The sequence below is a fragment of the Nocardia sp. NPDC052254 genome, assembly GCF_040679495.1.
GTDB lineage: Bacteria > Actinomycetota > Actinomycetes > Mycobacteriales > Mycobacteriaceae > Nocardia.
This window is the reverse complement of the sequence record NZ_JBFAUW010000002.1, coordinates 1-20763: the sequence shown is the minus strand read 5'-3', so window position 1 is coordinate 20763 and position 20763 is coordinate 1. Positions and strand designations below refer to the sequence as shown.

22 protein-coding genes are annotated in these 20763 nt (G+C 66.2%); 20 read left to right on the top strand and 2 right to left on the bottom strand.

The window, feature by feature from the left end:
• The first annotated feature begins 148 nt into the window (after positions 1-148).
• Positions 149-1459, top strand: coding sequence for a helix-turn-helix domain-containing protein (locus tag AB0L57_RS05040; RefSeq protein ID WP_364957410.1), 1311 nt, complete (start codon positions 149-151; stop codon positions 1457-1459).
• Positions 1460-1469: 10 nt separating this feature from the next.
• Here AB0L57_RS05040 and AB0L57_RS05035 read toward each other — a convergent pair whose 3' ends face one another.
• Positions 1470-1721 (bottom strand): DUF2277 domain-containing protein, encoded by a 252-nt coding sequence (locus AB0L57_RS05035; RefSeq protein ID WP_364957407.1) that lies wholly within the window; start codon positions 1719-1721, stop codon positions 1470-1472.
• A gap of 182 nt (positions 1722-1903) precedes the next feature.
• Here AB0L57_RS05035 and AB0L57_RS05030 point away from each other — a divergent pair, with 182 nt between their 5' ends.
• On the top strand, positions 1904-2725 hold the full coding sequence (locus AB0L57_RS05030; RefSeq protein ID WP_364957404.1) for a DUF1266 domain-containing protein: 822 nt from the start codon (positions 1904-1906) through the stop codon (positions 2723-2725).
• Between the two features lie 6 nt (positions 2726-2731).
• Here the strand turns inward: AB0L57_RS05030 and AB0L57_RS05025 are convergent, their stop codons facing one another.
• On the bottom strand, positions 2732-3655 hold the full coding sequence (locus AB0L57_RS05025; protein WP_364957401.1) for a hypothetical protein: 924 nt from the start codon (positions 3653-3655) through the stop codon (positions 2732-2734).
• Between the two features lie 312 nt (positions 3656-3967).
• On the opposite strand from AB0L57_RS05025, the gene ftsH reads away from it, so the two are divergent.
• The 18 genes from ftsH to AB0L57_RS04935 all read left to right on the top strand — a co-directional run bounded on the left by ftsH (position 3968) and on the right by AB0L57_RS04935 (position 20565).
• Positions 3968-6343, top strand: coding sequence for an ATP-dependent zinc metalloprotease FtsH (gene ftsH, locus AB0L57_RS05020; protein ID WP_364957398.1), 2376 nt, complete (start codon positions 3968-3970; stop codon positions 6341-6343).
• 84 nt (positions 6344-6427) lie between these two features.
• Complete coding sequence (gene folE, locus AB0L57_RS05015; RefSeq protein ID WP_364957395.1) at positions 6428-7093, top strand: GTP cyclohydrolase I FolE; 666 nt, start codon at positions 6428-6430, stop codon at positions 7091-7093.
• Positions 7094-7103: 10 nt separating this feature from the next.
• Entirely contained in the window at positions 7104-7970 is an 867-nt protein-coding gene (gene folP, locus AB0L57_RS05010; RefSeq protein WP_364957392.1) for a dihydropteroate synthase, read from the top strand.
• Positions 7931-8350, top strand: coding sequence for a dihydroneopterin aldolase (gene folB, locus AB0L57_RS05005; protein WP_364957389.1), 420 nt, complete (start codon positions 7931-7933; stop codon positions 8348-8350). The genes folP and folB overlap by 40 nt, the downstream gene beginning before the upstream one ends.
• Entirely contained in the window at positions 8347-8883 is a 537-nt protein-coding gene (gene folK / locus AB0L57_RS05000; protein ID WP_364957386.1) for a 2-amino-4-hydroxy-6-hydroxymethyldihydropteridine diphosphokinase, read from the top strand. Before folB ends, folK begins: the two co-directional genes overlap by 4 nt.
• Before the next feature lie 22 nt (positions 8884-8905).
• Positions 8906-9376 (top strand): DUF3180 domain-containing protein, encoded by a 471-nt coding sequence (locus AB0L57_RS04995; RefSeq protein WP_364959236.1) that lies wholly within the window; start codon positions 8906-8908, stop codon positions 9374-9376.
• 70 nt (positions 9377-9446) lie between these two features.
• Positions 9447-10466 (top strand): DUF6779 domain-containing protein, encoded by a 1020-nt coding sequence (locus tag AB0L57_RS04990; protein WP_364957383.1) that lies wholly within the window; start codon positions 9447-9449, stop codon positions 10464-10466.
• 75 nt (positions 10467-10541) lie between these two features.
• Positions 10542-11525 (top strand): diiron oxygenase, encoded by a 984-nt coding sequence (locus tag AB0L57_RS04985; RefSeq protein ID WP_364957381.1) that lies wholly within the window; start codon positions 10542-10544, stop codon positions 11523-11525.
• 375 nt (positions 11526-11900) lie between these two features.
• Entirely contained in the window at positions 11901-12911 is a 1011-nt protein-coding gene (locus AB0L57_RS04980) for a DUF2520 domain-containing protein (protein WP_364957378.1), read from the top strand.
• A 166-nt stretch (positions 12912-13077) separates the two neighbouring features.
• Entirely contained in the window at positions 13078-14004 is a 927-nt protein-coding gene (panC, locus tag AB0L57_RS04975) for a pantoate--beta-alanine ligase (protein WP_364959234.1), read from the top strand.
• Positions 14005-14018: 14 nt separating this feature from the next.
• Positions 14019-14438 carry an aspartate 1-decarboxylase gene (panD, locus tag AB0L57_RS04970; RefSeq protein ID WP_364957375.1) on the top strand — a complete coding sequence of 140 codons (420 nt, stop codon included), beginning with the start codon at positions 14019-14021 and terminating at the stop codon, positions 14436-14438.
• Positions 14439-14462: 24 nt separating this feature from the next.
• Positions 14463-15257: a type III pantothenate kinase gene (locus AB0L57_RS04965; protein ID WP_364957371.1), complete on the top strand. Its 795-nt coding sequence runs from the start codon at positions 14463-14465 to the stop codon at positions 15255-15257.
• A gap of 293 nt (positions 15258-15550) precedes the next feature.
• Positions 15551-16081, top strand: coding sequence for a cysteine dioxygenase family protein (locus AB0L57_RS04960; protein ID WP_364959232.1), 531 nt, complete (start codon positions 15551-15553; stop codon positions 16079-16081).
• 68 nt (positions 16082-16149) lie between these two features.
• Complete coding sequence (locus tag AB0L57_RS04955; protein ID WP_364957368.1) at positions 16150-16572, top strand: rhodanese-like domain-containing protein; 423 nt, start codon at positions 16150-16152, stop codon at positions 16570-16572.
• Between the two features lie 165 nt (positions 16573-16737).
• Positions 16738-18204: a lysine--tRNA ligase gene (gene lysS, locus AB0L57_RS04950; protein ID WP_364959231.1), complete on the top strand. Its 1467-nt coding sequence runs from the start codon at positions 16738-16740 to the stop codon at positions 18202-18204.
• Between the two features lie 115 nt (positions 18205-18319).
• Positions 18320-18685: an Lsr2 family protein gene (locus AB0L57_RS04945; protein ID WP_364957365.1), complete on the top strand. Its 366-nt coding sequence runs from the start codon at positions 18320-18322 to the stop codon at positions 18683-18685.
• Positions 18686-18865: 180 nt separating this feature from the next.
• Complete coding sequence (locus AB0L57_RS04940; protein WP_364957362.1) at positions 18866-19489, top strand: FHA domain-containing protein; 624 nt, start codon at positions 18866-18868, stop codon at positions 19487-19489.
• Positions 19490-19614: 125 nt separating this feature from the next.
• Entirely contained in the window at positions 19615-20565 is a 951-nt protein-coding gene (locus tag AB0L57_RS04935) for an alpha/beta fold hydrolase (protein WP_364959229.1), read from the top strand.
• The last annotated feature ends 198 nt before the right edge of the window (positions 20566-20763 follow it).

Genomic DNA, 20763 nt, shown 5'->3' with positions numbered 1-20763 from the left:
CTCCCACGTGCGCTGCGCTGCGAACGATTGACACTGTGAATCACTTCACGGAACTATGATCGTGTCACAACGAGCCGTGTGATTCTTGGTCTTCTCGGTCAAGTGCCCTGGTCTAATTTGGTTCCTGAGTACAAATCGGAGGTCTGCCTTGGCTACAGCCGCATCGAGTGTGGAGGTGCGGCAGTGGATGGCCGATTTCGTCGCCGAGACGTTGCGCGGTAACACCCTCGAACAGCTGGTAGCCCGCCTCGACGCGCAGGTCGTCGACCGCGTTCCCGAACTCGTCGACCAGGATCTGCGTCGCGATCTGGAGGCCAGTACCCGGGCCCACGCCTTGGCGGTGCTCGGCGGCCTGACCCAGGACACGCTGGACTACGCGGTGCCGCAGCAGGCGCATGCCTTTGCGCGCACACTGGCCCAGCGCGGTTACGACCTGCGCGTACTGCTGCGGGTGTATCACGTCGGCCAGGAGGCCGCGCTGGACTACATGACCGATGTCATCGAGGAACGCCGTCTGCCGGATCGATTCGAGCGGGTGGCGCTGTTGCGGATGTTCGAGCGGTCGACCCGCTGGGTCAACACCTCCGTGGAGGTCCTCACCGACACCTACACCCGCGAACGCGAGCGCGGTCTGCGTGCGGCCCTGAACCAGCGCACCGAGATCGTGCGGGCCTTGTTGTCGGGTGAGGATCCCGACCCCGACCACGCCTCGGCCCGGCTGGGGTTCCGGCTCGCTCAGCGCCAGGTGGCCGCGGTGTTGTGGACCGACGCCGAGGCGCCGGGGCGCGCGGCCCCGCCGGTCCCCGGGGACATCGATGGCGAGTACGCCGCGGCGCATCCGATCGGTGGGCCCGATTCCGACGGCGGCAACGACGAGCTGGGACTACTGGAACGAACGGCGGTGCGAATGGCGCATGCGCTGGGCGGCGGCGGAATTCTCACCGTCCCGGCCGGATCGTCGGCGTTGTGGGCGTGGCTGCCGGTGGACTCGGATTCCGTTGCCGTGCCGACGAAGACCGTCGTCGCCGCGCCGGTGCGGATCGCGCTCGGTGTGCCGGGCGTCGGTACCGCCGGTTTCCGGCAGAGCCATCGGGAGGCGATCGCTGCCCGGCAGGTGGCCGAGCGGGCGGTGATCGATATGGGCCGGGTGGTGTCCTACGCACAAGTCGAGCCGGCCTATCTGGCCGGTGCGGACGCGCCGGCCATGCGGGCGCTGATCCGTCGTGAACTCGGCCCGCTGGCCGGACCGGGCGCGAATTCGGCGCGGTTGCGCGAGACGCTGCTGGCATACCTGCGCTCTCATCGCAGTCCGGAAGGCGCGGCGGCGCAGCTCGGAGTGCACAAGAATACGGTGCGCTACCGGATCCAGCGCATCGAGGAACTACTCGCCCGCCGGATCGACGAATGTGGACTGCGCCTCGAGCTCGCGTTGGAATGCGCCGCGATCTACGGGGTGTAGGGGAGAGCGCTCAGACCAGATCGCCGGAGCGGCGCAGCGGTGGTTCGGCCGTGGCCGCCACCGGGTGTTCGGGAAGTTCCGCCAGCAAAGTGGTCGTCGCTTCGGCTACCGCGGCCACCGCCTTGTCGAACGCCGGCTTGGTGACATACGACAGACCGGTCAGCCCGCCCACCTTGCGGACGTATTCCTGTGCGGCAGCGAAGATTTCCTGGTCGGTGGCGCGCGGTTCGAGCCCGCGCAGCAGTGTGATGTTGCTACCCATGGGCAGAGAGTAGTCCTCGGTTCCGGCCTACGCGGGCGAAGAAACGGCATATGTGAAAAATGCGTGTATCGGAATGTGCCGGCCGGTCGAATACGGTCCGCCACACCGCCGCGATACCGATGTCGACACGGCATCGTGTGATAACCGAACCCCTCGATGGCCGATACGACACAATCGGAGACATGGCTGCCAGCGACATGCCGACCCTGACCACCTTCCCCTACCCGGAGCTCGACGAGCGCGAGGACGATCACTGGTCCGGCGCCCAGGTCTCCGAAGACGAATTGCGCGCACTGTCCCTCGGGGCGTTCTACTCCGCCCGCTGGGACGCCTTTCACGACGCGCTGCTGCTCGGCCCCGAACGTGAACATCCGCTCGGCGACCGCCGGGAGCTGGCCATCGACACGCTGACCGGCGCCTGGGGCATCACCGACGGCACCGAGGCGATGGCCTCGATGGAGCAACTGCTCGAGGGTATGCACGGACCGTTGTACGCATTGGTGCACCCGTTGGTGAACACCGCGCTGAACTCGCCCGAACGCGACCGCTTCGGTGAGCGGGCCGATCGGCACCGGGCTTTCCTGCGGCAGGTCGGATCGTTTCGGGGGATGGACAATCCCGAGGCGCTGGTCCGCGACTACGACATCTGGTCACAGGCCATCAAGCTCGACCTGACCGGGCATCTGGTCCAGCCGCTGCCGGCCGACATCCAAGCCTGGGATCTGGCCCGGGTGGTCGCGGTCGCACGGATGGCCTTCACCGCGGGCTACCTCGAGGCGGATGTGGCCTGGGACTATGTGATGCGCGCATTACCCCCGGCGCAACGGCGCTATCGCAATTGGCGACAGTTCGGCGACGCCTATCTGGCCGGCTGGACCTATTGGCAGGCGTGTGAGGACATGGCCGTACTCAAATCCGGCGGGGTCGACCGACGCCTCGAACTGGTCAGGTTGTGGATGCGGCCGACCAGTCCGTGGCGGCGTATCGCCCTGCAGGGTGAGTGAGAGTTCTCAGTCGGGGAGCGAGCGCAGTATTCCGCGGCCGTACCGCTGGAACTGCGCATCGTCGACCATCGCCAGCGAATGCCGTTCCACCAGCAGCTCCCATTCGGAATACAGCTGTGCCACACCGGGATCCGGCGGCGCCACGGCGCCGTCGGCCGATTCGCGTTGAATCGCGAAATTGACCGCGCCGACGATGCGATCGGTGTCGGCCCGATCGGTGCCCACGAACTGCAGCGTCGTGTTGCCGTCGGTCAGGTCGATGCCGTATTCCCCACCCGGTTCGTCTCCGGTGCCCTTGCCGACCTCGGCCGAGATCAGTGCGGCCACCGGCATCTCGTGCGCGTAGCGCGGCGTCGCCCCGATCGACAGGAACAGCACCCGGTCGGTGGTGACCGCCAGTAATCCACGGCCTCGGCCGGCGGGCGGCACCGCCGTGACCGCGGCGGTCTCCAACATGAATTCGCTCGGTGCGACCATCCCGTGCAGGACGCCGGCGGCCGACCGAACCTCGCGGCGCGGGGCCATGCGCCGGACGGCACGGTCCACATCGGCGCGGGTCGGGCCCAGCCGGCCCCAGACCGGCGCGGGCGGGACGAGATCCGGCGCCGACATGTCGATGCGCTGGGTGCCCAGAATTTGGGAATTGATCCGCTGCACGATCACGGTGGCCGGCGGCACATCGTGTTCGGCGATCAGCACCGGCAACGGTGTGCGATCGGCCGGAACGCCGGTGAGTACCGGACTGGGATAACGCAGATAGATCTCGATCACAACCGCATCGTCGGCGCGCCGGTTCAGCCGGACCTTCAGCAGGTCCGATACCGGAACGTCGAGCACCCGCTCGCCGTCGGTACCCGGTCGCAGGACCTGGACTCGCCCGCCACCGTGCCGCAGTATCGCCGTGGGTGTCCGTAGCTCGACTATGTCCATACCCCCTGCGTTCGCTCTGTGTTGTCGCTCACAATAGGTCGTGCATGCCATGATTGGGACCACTTGGACGGACACCCTGGGGGTGATCGCCCGATGGATCGGGAACCACCAGCGTTCTCCGACCGTTTACCTGTTGAACTGCATCAGCTGCCGAACTGCGCGATGTATCGAGTAGACCGTACGCGGTAACGTGGCTTGTCCGCATCCGTTCTGCCCGACCCGGTCGGTGCCGATATGGATACGGCACCGCTCGACGCATCGTAGGCACATACCGGAAACACCGGAAAGGACTGGCCAGCCGGCCGACGCTCTATGAACCGCAAGACAGTGTTTCGCAATCTGGCCATAGTCGCGGGCATCTTGCTCGTGATCTATCTGGTCAGCTACTTCAGCAACGACACGCGCGGCTGGAAGAACGTCGACACGTCGGTGGCGCTCACCCAGCTGGCCGACAAACCGAACGTCAAGCAGGTGCAGATCGATGACAAAGAGCAGCAGCTGCGCATCACCCTGAAACAGGGCAACGACGCCACCGGTAACCAGACCCAGATCATGGCGAAGTACCCCGGCGGCAGCGAGGTCTCCGCGCAGATCCTGCGCGATGTGCAGGCCTCGGGCGCGCCGTTCAACACGGCCGTGAAGCAGGACAGCTGGTTCACCCAGATTCTGCTGTTCGTCCTGCCGATGGTGCTGCTGCTGGGGATCTTCGTCTTCGTCATGGCCCGCATGCAGGGCGGTGGCCGCGGCGGCATGATGGGCTTCGGTAAATCCAAGGCCAAACAGCTGTCGAAGGATATGCCCAAGACCACGTTCGCCGATGTGGCCGGGGCCGACGAGGCAGTCGAAGAGCTCTACGAGATCAAGGACTTCCTGCAGAATCCGGCCAGGTATCAGGCGCTGGGCGCCAAGATCCCCAAGGGTGTGCTGCTGTACGGCCCGCCCGGTACCGGTAAGACGCTGCTGGCCCGTGCGGTCGCGGGTGAGGCCGGGGTGCCGTTCTTCACCATCTCCGGCTCGGACTTCGTCGAGATGTTCGTCGGCGTGGGCGCCTCCCGCGTGCGTGATCTGTTCGATCAGGCCAAGCAGAACAGCCCCTGCATCATTTTCGTCGACGAGATCGACGCGGTCGGCCGCCAGCGCGGTGCGGGCCTCGGCGGTGGTCACGACGAGCGCGAGCAGACCCTGAACCAGTTGCTGGTCGAGATGGACGGTTTCGGCGACCGCACCGGTGTGATCATCATCGCGGCCACCAACCGGCCCGACATCCTCGACCCCGCGCTGCTGCGCCCGGGACGTTTCGACCGGCAGATTCCGGTCGGTAACCCCGATCTCGCCGGACGGCGCGCGATCCTGCGGGTGCATTCGCAGGGCAAACCGATCGCTTCCGATGCCGACCTGGACGGACTGGCCAAGCGCACCGTCGGTATGTCGGGTGCGGATCTGGCCAACGTCATCAACGAGGCCGCGCTGCTCACCGCGCGTGAGCACGGCAATGTCATCACCGGTCCGGCGCTCGAGGAGTCGGTCGACCGGGTGATCGGCGGCCCGCGGCGCAAGAGCCGGATCATCAGCGAGCACGAGAAGAAGATCACCGCCTATCACGAAGGCGGGCACACCCTGGCGGCGTGGGCGATGCCGGATATCGAGCCGGTCTACAAGGTCACCATCCTGGCTCGTGGTCGGACCGGCGGTCACGCCATGACCGTGCCCGAGGACGACAAGGGCCTGATGACCCGCTCGGAGATGATCGCTCGTCTGGTCATGGCGATGGGTGGCCGTGCGGCCGAGGAACTGGTGTTCCACGAGCCGACCACCGGCGCCTCCTCCGATATCGACCAGGCGACCAAGATCGCCCGTGCGATGGTCACCGAATACGGTATGAGCGCCCGGCTCGGTGCCGTGCGTTACGGCCAGGAGCAGGGAGATCCGTTCCTGGGTCGCTCGATGGGAACGAATTCGGACTACTCGCACGAGGTCGCCCGGGAGATCGACGAGGAGGTGCGCAACCTGATCGAGGCCGCGCACACCGAGGCGTGGGCGATTCTCAACGATTACCGCGATGAGCTCGATTCCCTGGCGACGGCACTGCTGGAACGCGAGACCCTGCATCGCAAGGATCTGGAACAGGTGCTGGCCACCGTCGACAAGCGGCCGCGCATCACCGCCTTCAACGATTTCGGTGACCGGGTGCCGTCGGATCGGCCGCCGGTGAAGACACCGCGCGAACTCGCCGCCGAGCGCGGTGAGCCGTGGCCGGAGGAGGACGAGACTCCTCAGGTGAACCAGCCCGCACCGGCCCCACAGCCGGTCCCGGCCAACGGCTATCCGCAGGAGGGGTATCGCAATCCCACCCCCGGCTACGGTTATCCGGCTCAGCCTCAGCCCGGCAACCACCCGCGGCCCGCGGGTGGTCCGGGATACCCGCAGCGGCAGCCGACGCACGGTTCACGGCCCGATTACGGTGCACCGGCCGGTTGGTCCGCCCCGGGCTGGCCGCCGCAGGAAGATGCCGGGCAGCCGACACAGGGTGGTCAGCAGCCGGAATACCGCGGCGGTGCCCAGGGTTACGGAGATCCGCAGCGCTACGGCGGCAGCCATCGCCGTCCCGACTGGTCCGGAGATCAGGAGCCGACGCAGAACGGTGCCCAGGATCACGGCGATTGGGACGGACCGAACGGTCGGCGGTGACCGGCTGCGATTAGGCTCGACGATCGGATGCGGCGGCAGATGACGCTGCATGCGTCGGTTATGTGATTGTGGAGGAGTCCTCGAATGTCGGCCAACAATGGCGCTTCGGCTGGATCCGATACGGCATCGGCGGATGCCTCCGTCGTCGTGGAGGCGCCACCGATCGCCCTGAGCACCGGTCGGCCTTTCGATCAGGCGCGGGCGGAGGCCGCGGTACGGGAGTTGCTGATCGCGGTCGGTGAGGATCCCGATCGCCCCGGCCTGCTCGACACCCCGGCCCGCGTCGCGCGGGCCTATCGTGAAACCTTCGCCGGCCTGTACACGGAACCGGATTCGGTGCTCAACACCACGTTCGACGAGGGACATCAGGAATTGGTGCTGGTGCGCGACATTCCGATGTACTCGACCTGTGAGCACCATCTGGTGTCCTTCCACGGGGTCGCGCATGTGGGGTACATCCCGGGCCCGCAGGGGCGGGTCACCGGCCTGTCCAAGCTGGCCCGCCTGGTGGATCTGTATGCCAAGCGGCCCCAGGTGCAGGAGCGGCTCACCAGCCAGGTCGCCGATGCGGTGATGCGCAAGCTGGATCCGCGCGGCGCCATCGTGGTGGTCGAGGCCGAACATCTGTGCATGGCCATGCGTGGAATCCGCAAGCCCGGCGCGAGCACCACCACCTCCGCGGTGCGTGGTCTGCTGCAGACCAACGCGTCCTCACGCGCCGAGGCCCTCGACCTGATCCTGCGCAAATGAGCGGTCGCCCATGAGCGCATTGATCACACCGCGGGACGGGCGCTCGTGTGTCGTGATGGGCGTGGTGAACGTCACCAGCGACTCCTTCTCCGACGGGGGCCGCTATCTGGATCCGGCGTTGGCGGTCGCACACGGGGTGCGGTTGTACGAGGATGGCGCCGACATCATCGATGTGGGTGGTGAATCGACCCGGCCCGGCGCGGTGCGCGTCGATCCGGAAACCGAAGCGGCACGAGTGGTCCCGGTGATCCGCGGCCTGGTCGAGGCGGGCGTGCCGACCAGTGTCGACACCATGCGTGCCGGCGTGGCGGCCGCGGCGATCGCGGCCGGGGTCGGCGTGGTGAACGACGTCTCCGGTGGCCGCGCCGATGCCGACATGGTCAAAGTCGTTGCTGCCGCGGAAATTCCGTGGATTCTGATGCATTGGCGTTCGAACGCCGACCACCGGCACACCGGTCCGGCCGAGCACTACGACGATGTCGTCGGCGACGTACTGAGCGAATTGTCCGTCCAGGTGGATCTGGCGATGGCGGCCGGTGTGCATCCCAGCCGGCTGGTGCTGGATCCGGGGCTCGGATTCGCCAAGAACGCCGAGCACAACTGGGCCCTGCTCGGTGCCCTGCCGGAGCTGACCGCACAGGGACTGCCGATGCTGATCGGCGCTTCCCGCAAGCGTTTCCTGGGTTCCCTGCTGGCCGACGAGTCCGGCCCGCGCCCACCCGACGGCCGTGAGGTCGCGACCGCGACCATTTCCGCTCTCGCGGCCGCACACGGGGCATGGGGTGTGCGGGTGCACGATGTCCGGTCGTCGGTCGACGCCATCGTCGTCGCGGAGGCATGGCGGCGAGCCGCCGACCAGAGTCGGGGGAGCGAGTGAGTTCCGATCGCATCGAGTTGCGGGGTCTGCGCGCCTACGGCTATCACGGTTGCTTCGACTTCGAACGTCGCGACGGCCAGGAATTCGTCGTCGACCTCACCCTGTGGATGGATTTCGCGCGAGCGGCCGCGACCGACGACCTGTCGGCCACCGTCGACTACGGCGAACTGGCTCAGCGTGCGGTGGCGATCGTCACGGGCCCTCCGCGCAATCTGATCGAGACGGTGGCCGCGGAGATCGCCGACGAGGTCTTTCGCGATGACCGGGTGGCCGCGGCCGAAGTGGTCGTACACAAACCGGCCGCGCCGATTCCGCACACCTTCGCCGATGTCCGGGTGGTCGCCACTCGCCGGCGGGAGTCGCCGGAGGTGGCCGGATGAGCCGTGCGGTGTTGTCGATCGGGTCGAATCTGGGCGACCGGTTCGCCTATCTGCGCAGTGTGGTCGATGCCCTGGCAGGGCGGCTGATCGCCGTGTCCTCGGTGTATTCGACGCCGCCGTGGGGCCCGGTGCCGCAGGAGAACTACCTCAATGCCGTCGTGGTGGTCGAGGATCCGGCATTCGGTCCCCGCGATTGGCTCGCGTGCGGGCAGGAACTGGAGCAGCGGGCCGACCGAGTTCGCGAGATCCGCTGGGGCGCGAGAACATTGGATGTCGATGTGGTGTGGTGCGCCGAGGTTCGCCGCGACGGCACCCACCCGGTCGTGAGTACCGATCCGACGCTGACGCTGCCGCATCCGCAGGCGCACAACCGGGCATTCGTCCTGGTGCCCTGGTCGGAAGTCGAACCCGACGCCGCGCTCGAGGTGCAGGGGCGGACACGGCCGATCCGAGAACTGCTGGCCGAACTCGATCCGGGCGAAATCGAGGGTGTGCGAATGACCGAATTGTCGCTGCGTACGGCGGATCGATGAGTGGCGGCCGGTCATGAATGTCATGCGGCCCACCAAGATTCTGGATCTGCTCGCGAATGTCGCGATCGCAGCCGCGGTGGCGTGGGTGGCCACCCGCTGGGCCTATTCCAGTTTCCCGCCGATCACGGTGATCGCGAGTGCCTCGTTGTATCCGGTCGCCCTGGTGGAGGTGGTCCTGGCATTCATGATCCGTTCCCGAGTCGGCGATCACCGTATCGGTGACGGTCCGAAACAGTTGCATCCGATCACCGCGGCTCGTGCGGTGGCGCTGGCGAAGGCTTCGGCGCAGGTCGGTTCGCTCGCGGCGGGCGTGTGGCTGGGCTTCCTGATCTGGGTGTTTCCGCAGCGTGGCACGATCCGCGCGGCGGCCGCCGATACACCAGGTGCGATCGTCGGTCTGGTGGCCGGAGTGCTTCTGGTGGCCGCGGCGCTGTGGCTGGAGTATTGCTGTCGGGCCCCACATGAACCTCCTGACGAACCGGCTACCTCATAGCTAATGGAGCGGAGCGCTTTGCCGGACCGGCTCCGCGCCGGATTCCGCTATTCGAGCTACCCTTGCGGGCATGGTTTCACCCTCCCGTAGCAGTACTTCCTCGCGGCAGCGGGACAACGCGGGAAAAATAGTCGTCGGCGTATTGATCCTGCTCGGTCTGATTGCCAGTGTGTTTCTGGTTTTCAGCGACAATGTGCAGCTGATCCGGGTCGGTTTGGTCGCTGCACTATGGGCCGCCGCGGTGGCCGCGCTGGCGGCGACCCGCTATCGCCGGGATGCGGCGGTCGATCAGGCCAAGACTCGTGACCTGCAAAAGGTCTATGAGTTACAGCTCGAACGTGAGATCACCGCGCGCCGCGAATACGAACTCGGTGTCGAATCGCGAGTCCGCCGTGAGGTCGGCGCGGACGCGACCGAGCTGGCCGCGTTGCGCACCGAGCTCACGGTGTTGCGTGAAAGCCTCCAGCGACTGTTCGACGGCGACCTGCTGGTCGACCGCCCGGCGCTGCGGGCCGAGGCCGTACGGGTGCAAGAGCTCACCCACGCCGCCGTGGCGAACGGTAGCTCGCAGGAAACCGATACGTGGGATGCGTGGAGTTCGCCGTCGTCGCCCCTGCATGTGGTGTCTCCGGTCTTCGATCCCGACCATCCCGAACCGCCCGCCTTCGCCAGTCCCTACGACGATCCGGTGACGGCCGAGACGGCGGTGGTTTCCGCCGAGCCGTCCGAGTCGGAGGATGTGGTGGATTCGGAAGTCGCCGCGGAGACCGCCGCGAGCGAGGGGGAGTCCTCGGAGGACGGTGCGGCTGAGGACGACGATGCGGCGATGGATGTGGAATCGTCCGATGATTCGGCGGACGGGACGTCGGAGTCGGATTCGGACTCCGACGGCGACGTCGAGGAGTCGGCCACCGCCGCCGCGGCGTCCACGGTTCCGCGGTTGGCGCCCGTTCAGCCCGCGGCGACCATGGGAACCGCGAATTCGCGCCGCCGTCGGCATGCCGATGCCGATGCCGATCGGCCGGGCCGCAAGCTCACCGTCGCGGAGATCATGGCCAATCTGCGATCGGAGCAGAGCGGCGCGAACTAGCGCACTGAAACAGGTTGCATGTAACAGGCGGTATCGCTAACTTCGGTGTAGTAGTACGCGAAGGAGACACCGAAGATGCTGTCCACTGCCGCCGACGAGACGCCGGTCGATTCCGAGTATCACGAGATCCTGCGCGGTCTGTCCGAGGGGTCGGTCACCAAGAACTTCGATCCTTATCTCGATATCGACTGGGATTCGCCGGATTTCGCCGTCGACCCGACCGACACCCGCTGGGTCATGCCGGAGGAGGATCCGCTCGGTCGTCACCCCTGGTACAAAGCTCAGCCGCTGGAGCGGCAGATCGCGATGGGGATGTGGCGGCAGGCCGGTATCGCCAAGGTGGGCCTGGATTTCGAGCAACTGCTCATCCGCGGCCTGATGCAGTATTTGATCTCGGTACCCAACGGCGACCCGGAGTTCCGCTACGTCACCCACGAGGCTGCCGAAGAGTGCAACCACACGATGATGTTCCAGGAGATGATCAACCGCATCGGCACCGATGTGGTCGGCATGGGCACCGTCGACCGCAGGCTGACGATGATCATCTGGCCGGCGGTGAAGTATTTCCCGGAACTGTTCTTCACGATGATCCTCGGCGGTGAGGAGCCCATCGATCATCTGCAGAAGTCGCTGTTGCGCGCCGGCGCCGATCTGCATCCGATGGTGCAGCGGGTCATGCAGATCCATGTGGCGGAGGAGGCCCGCCACATCTCCTTCGCCCACGAATATCTGCGCCGCAATGTTCCCGGGATGAACCCGGCCCTGAAATTCGCGCTGTCGCTGCTGTTCCCGACCGCGATGCGCATCATGCTCGACATGATCATGACCCCGCCCCGGGAGTTCGTCGAGAAATTCGACATCCCCGCCGAGGTCATGCGCGAGGCCTACTGGAGCAATCCGAAATCCCAGGCCACCATGCGCAACATCTTCGGTGACGTTCGGGCCCTGGCCGCCACCAGCGGCCTGATGAACCCGGTCGCGAAGGTGGCGTGGCGCCTGCTCGGCATCGACGGCCCCACCTCCCGCTACCGCAGCGAACCGGCCCGCAAGATCGCCTGATCACGAAGGCCCCCATCCGCACTCGCTGGTAGGGACGACCCTCCCGAGAGAACAGCCGCCAACTCGCCCACCCGGCCCAACCCCCACGCCGAGGTAACCGCTCCCGGGAAGGCGTTCCCCGGGTGGGTTTCGGCCCGCCTCGATTCTGGACTGCCGGAGCGGGGGAGCGAAGCGGAGGAGCGGAGAAGGGAAGAATCGAGGCCCAGAGGGCCGAAACCCCGCCGCAGCGAAGCGAAGGCCAAAAAAACAGCCAAAGGTACTGAGGGAAATATCACGCACGAGGGACCTGGCCGGGTCAGGTCGGCGTGCCTATTCTCGACTCGTAACGTCTGGTACCCGCTGCGCGGGACTGGAACGGCTTTTTTCGAGAGGACAATGGTGACCTCTGAGTGTTCGCGGCCCGACGAGGCCGGATATTCGCGGCCCGCGGCGGGTGGGAATACGCACGCGGGTCATCCATCCGACGGTTCCGGATTCACCGATGGTGATCCGGCGCCCGCGCGGCTGACGGTGGGTATCGTGTCCGCCGGCCGGGTGGGCTCGGCGTTGGGTGTTGCCCTGGAGCGTGCCGGACATGTGGTCTTCGGCGTCGCGGCCATCTCCGATGCGTCCCGACATCGCGCGCGGACCCGGCTGCCGGAGTCGCGGATTCTGCCGGTCGAGGAGATCGCGGCGCGCAGCGAACTGCTGATCCTGGCCGTGCCGGACAGTGAACTTCCAGGTCTGGTCACCGGATTGGCCACCGCGGCCGTGGTGCGTCCGGGCACGATCGTCGCGCACACCTCGGGTGCCAACGGTGTCGCCGTGCTGGCGCCGCTCACCGAGCTCGGCGTTCGTCCGCTGGCGATTCATCCGGCGATGACCTTCACCGGCCACGACGAGGACACCGCTCGATTGGCCAATGCCTGTTTCGGGATCACCGCGGCCGATGAGATCGGCTATGCGATCGCGCAGTCGCTGGTGATCGAGATGGGCGGGGAACCGGTGCGGGTGGCGGAGGAACGGCGCACGCTCTATCACGCGGCTCTCGCGCACGGAAGTAATCATCTGGTGACGCTGATCGTCGACGCGGTGGCCGCATTGCGCGCCGCCCTGGACGGTCCGGGTCTGCTCGGACAGCCGATGGTCGATGATCAGCCGGGTGGTCTGGCCGAGCGCATGCTGGCGCCGCTGGCCTCGGCAGCACTCGACAATGCGCTGCGACGAGGACTTCCCGCGCTGACGGGCCCGGTGGCGCGCGGTGATTCGGCCGCGGTGGTTGCACATCTGGCCGCACTCGAAGCCACCGACCCGGACCTCGCCGACGGTTACCGAGCGATGTCGCTGCGGACTGCGCAGCTGACGGGGGCCGACAAGGAATTGATCGAAGTACTGGAGGCACGGTGAGTGACAATCGCGCAGCGGCTCGCTGTGCCGACCGGGTGCGGGTGTCCCGCGGATTACCGGGCACGGTGAGTGACAATCGCGCAGCGGCTCGCTGTGCCGACCGGGTGCGGGTGTCCCGCGGGATACTGGAGGCACGGTGAGTGACAATCGCGCGGCGGCGCGGAAGTTGAGCCCGGAGCAGCTGCGGCAGCTGTATCGCCCGGGGGAACTGACCGTGGTGCACGAGCCCTCCGCGATTTCCGCGGTGACCTCGGCTCTGCGGGCGGTGGGGCGCACGGTGGCGCTGGTGCCGACGATGGGCGCCCTACATCAGGGGCATCTGGAGCTGGTGCGCCGCGCCAAGCGCACGAATCAGATTGTCGTGGTGTCGATTTTCGTCAATCCGCTGCAGTTCGGCGAGAACGAGGATTTCGACACCTACCCCCGCACGCTGGACGCGGATGTGGCATTGCTGCGCGATGAGGGCGTGGCAATGGTGTTCGCACCGAGTGTGGCGCAGATGTATCCGGAGGGGCCGCGGACCTCGGTGCATCCGGGGCCGCTGGGTGCGGAACTGGAGGGTGCGAGCCGTCCGACCCATTTCGCCGGGATGCTGACGGTGGTGGCGAAGCTGCTGCAGATCGTCCGCCCGCACGAGGCGTTCTTCGGTGAGAAGGACTATCAGCAGCTGACGTTGATCCGGCAGCTGGTGCGGGATCTGAATTTCGATTCCGACATCATCCCGGTACCGACGGTGCGGGAGGCCGACGGGCTGGCCCTGTCCTCGCGCAACCGCTATCTCGACGAGGCGCAGCGGGAGCTGGCGATCACGCTGTCGGCGGCATTGGTCGCTGGTCGCCATTCGGCGGGCTTGGGGCCCGATGCGGTGGTGGCCGCCGCGCGGTCGGTGCTCGACAGCGCCCCCGCGGTCGAGGTCGACTATCTCGAGCTGCGCGGCGCCGATCTCGGTCCCATCCCGAGCAGCGGCAATGCCCGCCTGCTGGTGGCCGCGCGGGTCGGTGCCACTCGGCTGATCGACAACATGTCCGTCACGGTCGTCCCCGCTGACAGGAACCCCGCTACCCCCGCCCAGACCGCCCGGGCAGACGCATAGGAAAGGCGACCACGATGTTGCGCACCATGATGAAGTCCAAGATCCACCGCGCCACGGTGACCCACGCCGATCTGCACTATGTGGGTTCGGTGACCGTGGATCCGGATCTGATGGATGCCGCGGATCTGCTCGAGGGCGAGCAGGTCTGCATCGTCGATATCGACAACGGCGCTCGCCTGGAGACCTATGTGATCGCTGGTGAGCGTGGTTCGGGTGTCATCGGAATCAACGGTGCGGCAGCACATTTGGTGAATCCGGGCGATCTGGTGATTCTGATCGCCTACGGCATGATGGACGAGGCCGAGTTGCGTGAGTACCAGCCGCGGGTGGTCTTCGTCGACGATCGCAATCGTCCGGTGGAGCTCGGTGCGGATCCGGCGCATGCGCCGGAGGGCTCCGGGCTGACCTCGCCGCGCTCGCTGACCTTCGCCTGAGCCGCGGGCAGCGGGGCATCGAGGATGCTGCTCACGATCGACGTCCGCAACACCAGTATCGAGATCGGCCTGTTCTCCGGGAACGGGGCGCATGCCGAACTGGCGCACACCTGGCGGGTGCACACCAATCCACTGCTGACCGCCGACGAATTCGCCATGCAGGTCCGTGGCCTGGTGGGGGATCGGCTGGACCAGGTGATCGGCGTATCGGCGTTGTCGACCGTCCCTCCGGTACTGCGTGAACTGCGGGCGATGCTGGAGCGGTACTGGTCGCATGTGCCGCACGTACTCGTGGAACCCGGTGTGCGAACAGGGATTCCGCTGTTGGTGGACAATCCCAAGGAAGTCGGCGCCGACCGGATCGTGAACTGTCTGGCCGCGTATCACCGGTTCGAATCACCGGCGATCGTGGTCGATTTCGGTACCGCGATCTGTGTGGACCTGGTGTCGGCCAAGGGTGAATTCCTCGGCGGCACAATCGCTCCCGGTGTGGAGATCTCGACCGAGGCTCTGGTGGCACGCAGTGCGCTGCGGCGCGCGGAGCTGGCCCGGCCGCGATCGGTGGTGGGTAAGAACAGCATGGAGTGCATGCAGTCCGGTGCGGTATTCGGATTCGCCGGGCTGGTGGACGGCCTGATCGATCGCATTCGCGACGAACTCGACGCCTTCGCCGGTGACGACGTTTCGGTGGTGGCGACCGGCCCGACCGCGCCGTTGATCGTGCCGGAGTCGGAGACGATCGATCATCACGAACCGCATCTGACCCTGGACGGCCTGCGCCTGGTCTACGAGCGCAACCAGCAGCGACGCCGTTCGTGACCGGCCGGCTGTGGGGTGGCGCACACCGTGGTTGCGTGCCGGGAACGTCCTGCTAGACTTCGGCTCGTGTCTTTCCGTGTGAGCACTCAGGAGTGTTGTCGAGGCTGATTCGCCTCGGCTGATGTTCGAGGCTGCGTACCCGCCCTCGATCATTCACAACTCCTGGAGCCTCGCTCATGCGTTCCTCTGTTATCAACGCTGTTTCCGATGCCGCTTCGGCCGGTGATTCCGCTCGTCGTCGATCGGGGCAGCTTCCTCCGGCTCGCCTCGCCACCGAACTCGCCGAGCGCTCGGTGTCGCCCGCGCTGCCCACCCGCCTTCGCCCCGCGGATCTGCTGCGGCTCACCGACGAGGGCGCGGAGGATGTGCTGGCCGGCCGTTTCGATCATCTGCTTCCGGAGAGTGGTGTCTGGCCGACCGAAAATCGTTGGGCGGTAAGGCTACTCGCGGACGATGAGGTCGATGTCTGGCTCATCAGCTGGGTTCCGGACAAGTACACCGAACTACACGACCACGCCGGTTCGCTCGGCGCGCTGACCGTGCTGAGCGGTGCGCTGTCGGAATTCCGCTGGAATGGTAAGGAATTGCGGCAGCGCACTCTTTCCGCCGGCGACCAGGCTTCCTTCCCGCTCGGCTGGGTGCACGACGTGGTGCGTGCCTCCGATCAATTCGCCGGCGTTCCCGAACCGTCGAATCCGACGTTGTCGGTGCACGCCTATTCACCACCGTTGTCAGCTATGTCCTATTACGAGGTGACCGGGCACGGGACGCTGCGGCGCACCCGCTCCGTGCTCACCGATCAGCCCGAAGGCGATGTGAAATGACGCACATGATCCCCGCTGGGGCCGAAGGCGGCGGCTTGCGTAACCACGAAGGACCCCGCGAAGGCCGCATGACCATTGCCGTCATGTTGGACGCGGCTCGTGCGCAATTGAAACGCATGTACGCGTTCGAATTGCCGGAGGCCGTCGCGCGCGGTGCTCTGCTGGTCGATATTCGCCCGCAGGCCCAGCGGCTCCGGGAGGGTACGTTGCCGGGTGCGCTGGTCATCGAGCGCAATGTGCTGGAGTGGCGGCTGGACCCCACCAGTTCGGCGCGGCTGGCGCTGGCCACCGATCACGATCGGGAATGGGTGGTGGTCTGCTCGGAGGGCTACACCTCGAGTCTGGCCGCGGCCGCATTGCAGCAACTGGGTCTGCATCGGGCCACCGATCTGGTCGGTGGCTACCAGGCGGTGAAGGCCGCGGGACTGCTGTCGGTGGCCGCGGGTGCGCCGCATCTGGCCGGTGAGATCAACGCCCTGGTGTCGCTGTAATCGGCCCGGTGAGCGGGGGTCGGGCGCGCGTGAAACGATTTCCGGCGCACGATAGGGTAGTTCGCTGTGAGCACCCCGAACACCCCCTCGTCCGGTGACTCCGCGGGCCGGGTTCCCGCGGGGCAATCCCGTCCTGCCGCAGCGGAAGTCGATGTTCCGGAGCAGATGCGGATCCGCCGAGACAAGCGCGAGCGCCTGCTCGACGCGGGTGTCGACGCCTATCCGGTGGTGGTGCCACGTACCCACAGCCTCGCCGAGATCCGGGCCGCCCATCCGGATCTGGAGCCCGATACCAGCACCGGACAGCAGGTCGGGGTGGCCGGGCGCGTCATCTTCATGCGTAATACCGGCAAGCTCTGCTTCGCGACGCTGCAGGAGGGCGACGGCACCAAACTGCAGGCCATGATCAGTCTGAACGGGGTGGGCGCCGATGCGCTCGCGGCCTGGAAGGCCGATGTCGACCTCGGCGATTTCGTCTTCGTGCACGGTGAGGTGATCTCGTCGAGGACCGGTGAACTGAGCGTCATGGCCGATTCCTGGTCGATGGCGGCCAAATCGCTGCGGCCGCTGCCGGTGGCGCACAAGGAGCTCAGCGAGGAATCGCGCGTCCGCCAGCGCTATGTGGATCTGATCGTGCGCCCGGAGGCCCGGGAGATGGCCCGGACCCGGGTCAAGGCTGTGCTCGCGCTGCGAAATGCGTTGGAGCACCGAGGTTTTCTCGAGGTCGAGACCCCCATGCTGCAGACCTTGCACGGTGGTGCGGCGGCGCGGCCGTTCGTCACGCATTCCAATGCGCTGGATCTGGATCTGTATCTGCGTATCGCGCCGGAGTTGTTCCTGAAGCGCTGTGTGGTGGGCGGGATCGAGAAGGTCTTCGAGATCAACCGCAATTTTCGTAACGAGGGCGCTGACTCCACGCATTCGCCCGAGTTCGCGATGCTGGAAACTTATGAGGCCTACGGCACCTACGACGATTCCGCACGGATGATGCGGGAATTGATCCAGGAAGTCGCACAGGAGGTCTTCGGAACGCAGGTTGTCACACTCGCGGATGGTACGGAATACGACCTGAGCGGAGAGTGGAACACCGTCGAGATGTATCCCTCGCTGTCGGATTCCCTGGGGGTCGAGGTAACCCCGGAAACGACAGTTCCGGAATTGCTTGCCCTCGCGGATCAGGTTGGTCTGGAAATTCCTTCGGACAAGGGTTACGGGCACGGCAAACTGGTCGAGGAACTGTGGGAACATACCTACGGCGACAAGCTCTACGCACCTACTTTCGTCCGCGACTTCCCGGTCGAGACATCACCGTTGACGCGTCAGCATCGCAGTAAGCCGGGCGTCACCGAGAAGTGGGATCTCTACGTTCGGGGATTCGAGTTGGCCACCGGCTATTCGGAACTCGTGGATCCGGTCATTCAGCGCGAACGGTTCGTGGACCAGGCCAGATTGGCTGCAGCCGGCGATGATGAGGCCATGCGCCTGGATGAGGACTTTCTTGCGGCAATGGAGTACGGGATGCCGCCGACAACGGGAACCGGTATGGGAATCGATCGGTTGCTGATGGCGTTGACGGGTCTCGGAATCCGGGAAACGATCCTCTTCCCAATTGTGCGTCCCGCCGGGCGCTGAGTGCCGGGATTGAATGCCGAATCCCCCGTCTTGGCAATTTTGTAATTAGAGGTATTCTCGACTCGGGCATCGGCCTGGTATCCGGGTCGCACGATTTCGAGAGGACGTTCATCTCATGGCAAAGAAGGTCACCGTTAGCCTGATCGATGATGTCGATGGCGAGTCCATTGCGGACGAGACCATCGAGTTCGCGATCGACGGTGTTTCGTACGAGATCGACCTGTCTACGGCAAATGCCGCGAAGTTGCGGGACGGGCTGGACGCCTGGGTGACCAATGCCCGCCGGGTGAGCGGTCGCCGGCGCAACAAGCCGATCGGTGCGGGTACTACGGCGCCGAAGGGGCGAGTGTCCATGGATCGTGAGCAGAGTGCGGCAATTCGGGAATGGGCGCGGCGCAAGGGCTACAAGGTTTCCGCGCGTGGTCGTATCTCCGCCGATATCGTGGAGAGCTACCACAAGGAAGTTGGCCGCAACAACTGAGTGCGGTCGCCAGACCCGGTTGCGTACGCCGCTGCCGCCCGGAGGAATCGTGCGACGTCCGGGTGGCAGCGGTTTTTCTGTGCTCGGCGTGGTGATCTTGCTCGGCGTGGCCGTCGCGCGGCACCATGGGGTATATGCGTATAACGTCACTGGCGATCGATAATCGGGGGTAGCGACGCGGTGACGGGAATTCACGAATCGTTTCTGCGCTTCAGTGATCAGGTGGGGGGTCGGCACGAGCTCACGCTGACACCGGATCGGGTGCGCATCACCATCGGGCGGTCACCACAGGCGGATCTGGCGCTGTCCTGGGATGCCGAGGTGTCGCGATTGCATGCGGCCGTGGAGTATCTCGGCGCGCACTGGACGATCATCGACGACGGGCTCTCGCGTAACGGGACGTTCGTCAACGGCGAGCGATTGGCCGGGCGGCGTCGGCTGGAGACCGGTGATCGCATCCGGGTGGGTACCTCCATACTGTCGTTCCACGACTACACCGGCGGGGTCGATGACGCGACCCGGACGTCGGTGGCCTCGCTCCCGAGCCTGCGTTCACTCACCGATACCCAGCGCGCGGTGCTGATCGCGCTGTGCCGCCCCTATCGCGGCAATACCGAATTCGCGACCCCGGCCTCGAATCAGCAGATCGCCGACGAGCTGTATCTGAGTGTGGATGCGATCAAAACCCATCTGCGCGCGCTGTTTTCGAAGTTCGGTGTGGAGGATCTGCCGCAGAACCAGAAGCGAGTGCGGCTGGCGGCGTTGGCCATCCAGACCGGAATCATCTCGCATCGCGATCTATAGATTGTGGGACTGCCGCTCCCGGTTACTCGCCGGTATCGGTCCGCGGTGACCCGTAGTCCGGCTAGCGTGTTGAAACACGTTCCAGTCGGGGAGGGTTCATGAGGCCATCTCACACGGCACGCACGATGGGCGGGCTCCGGCGGCTGCCCGGGACGGTACTGGTCCTGGCAGTGCTGAGCACACTGTGGGTGACGGCGGCCGGTGTCGCGCGGGCCGATCTTCCGGTCGACTACAACTTCTTCGCCGGAATCCCCTACGAGCTGCGAAATCCGGGTGGTTCGCTGCCCGGCGCCAACGACTGGTCCTGCCGGCCGAGCGCCGCCCATCCCGAACCCGTGGTGCTGGTGCACGGCACCGGCGGTGGGGCACAGACGAATTGGGGCGTGTACGCACCGCTGCTGGCGAACGAGGGGTACTGCGTCTACTCGCTGACCTACGGCGCCTACGACCTGCCGTGGCCGCTGTCCGCGATCGGCGGTATGCGCCCGATCGAGGACAGTTCGGCTCAGCTTTCGGCCTTCGTGGACCGGGTGCGCGCCGCGACGGGTGCGGCGAAGGTCGACCTGGTCGCTCACTCCCAGGGCAATCTGGTCGGCAACTACTTCATCAAGCGTCTCGGTGGAACCGGCAAGGTCGGTAAGTTCGTCGCCATTGCCGCCCCATGGCTGGGAACTTTCGGCCCGGTGATCGATCCCGCGCGGAGTTTCGCCCGCGGCCTGGGTGCGGGCCCCGCCTTCGACGCGGTGCTCGGCGTGACCCCCTGCGGCGCCTGCTCCCAGATGGTGGGCACCTCGGACTTCATCGAGTCCCTGAACGCGGACGGTGTCTACGACCCGAACGTCACCTACACCAATATCGAGACCCGGTACGACGAATTGGTCGTCCCGTACACGGTCGCCCTGGTCCCGGGCCCGAAGACCACGAATGTAGTGGTCCAGAACGGATGCGACGCGGACTACTCGGAGCACGCGGGCATCGCGGGCAGCGACCGAGCGGCGGCCTTCGCCCTGAACGCCCTGGACCCGGCCCATCCCCACGAGGTGCCCTGCCACTTCATCCCGCCCTTGACCGGATAGCCCGAAACGGCGACCCCGCCCCCACAGAGCGCCCCGAAAAGGCGACTCGCGCACATAACGCATCCCGGCACGTCAAAAGCGTTTCGAGGTAGTGCTACCCGGGTGGTTGGCGGCCGTCTCGCCGTTCGGGTGCCGCTGCGTACGCGACGAAGGGCCGGCGCGCCCGCCGATCGGGTTCATGCCGGGCCACGGCGACCA

Coding starts and splice junctions, on each gene's coding strand:
- AB0L57_RS05035 (WP_364957407.1), bottom strand. CDS start 1,721: ATGGGTAGCAACATCACACTGCTGCGCGGGCTCGAACCGCGCGCCACC.
- AB0L57_RS05030 (WP_364957404.1), top strand. CDS start 1,904: ATGGCTGCCAGCGACATGCCGACCCTGACCACCTTCCCCTACCCGGAG.
- AB0L57_RS05025 (WP_364957401.1), bottom strand. CDS start 3,655: ATGGACATAGTCGAGCTACGGACACCCACGGCGATACTGCGGCACGGT.
- ftsH (WP_364957398.1), top strand. CDS start 3,968: ATGAACCGCAAGACAGTGTTTCGCAATCTGGCCATAGTCGCGGGCATC.
- folE (WP_364957395.1), top strand. CDS start 6,428: ATGTCGGCCAACAATGGCGCTTCGGCTGGATCCGATACGGCATCGGCG.
- folP (WP_364957392.1), top strand. CDS start 7,104: ATGAGCGCATTGATCACACCGCGGGACGGGCGCTCGTGTGTCGTGATG.
- folB (WP_364957389.1), top strand. CDS start 7,931: ATGGCGGCGAGCCGCCGACCAGAGTCGGGGGAGCGAGTGAGTTCCGAT.
- folK (WP_364957386.1), top strand. CDS start 8,347: ATGAGCCGTGCGGTGTTGTCGATCGGGTCGAATCTGGGCGACCGGTTC.
- AB0L57_RS04995 (WP_364959236.1), top strand. CDS start 8,906: ATGCGGCCCACCAAGATTCTGGATCTGCTCGCGAATGTCGCGATCGCA.
- AB0L57_RS04990 (WP_364957383.1), top strand. CDS start 9,447: ATGGTTTCACCCTCCCGTAGCAGTACTTCCTCGCGGCAGCGGGACAAC.
- AB0L57_RS04985 (WP_364957381.1), top strand. CDS start 10,542: ATGCTGTCCACTGCCGCCGACGAGACGCCGGTCGATTCCGAGTATCAC.
- AB0L57_RS04980 (WP_364957378.1), top strand. CDS start 11,901: ATGGTGACCTCTGAGTGTTCGCGGCCCGACGAGGCCGGATATTCGCGG.
- panD (WP_364957375.1), top strand. CDS start 14,019: ATGTTGCGCACCATGATGAAGTCCAAGATCCACCGCGCCACGGTGACC.
- AB0L57_RS04965 (WP_364957371.1), top strand. CDS start 14,463: ATGCTGCTCACGATCGACGTCCGCAACACCAGTATCGAGATCGGCCTG.
- AB0L57_RS04955 (WP_364957368.1), top strand. CDS start 16,150: ATGACCATTGCCGTCATGTTGGACGCGGCTCGTGCGCAATTGAAACGC.
- lysS (WP_364959231.1), top strand. CDS start 16,738: ATGCGGATCCGCCGAGACAAGCGCGAGCGCCTGCTCGACGCGGGTGTC.
- AB0L57_RS04945 (WP_364957365.1), top strand. CDS start 18,320: ATGGCAAAGAAGGTCACCGTTAGCCTGATCGATGATGTCGATGGCGAG.
- AB0L57_RS04935 (WP_364959229.1), top strand. CDS start 19,615: ATGGGCGGGCTCCGGCGGCTGCCCGGGACGGTACTGGTCCTGGCAGTG.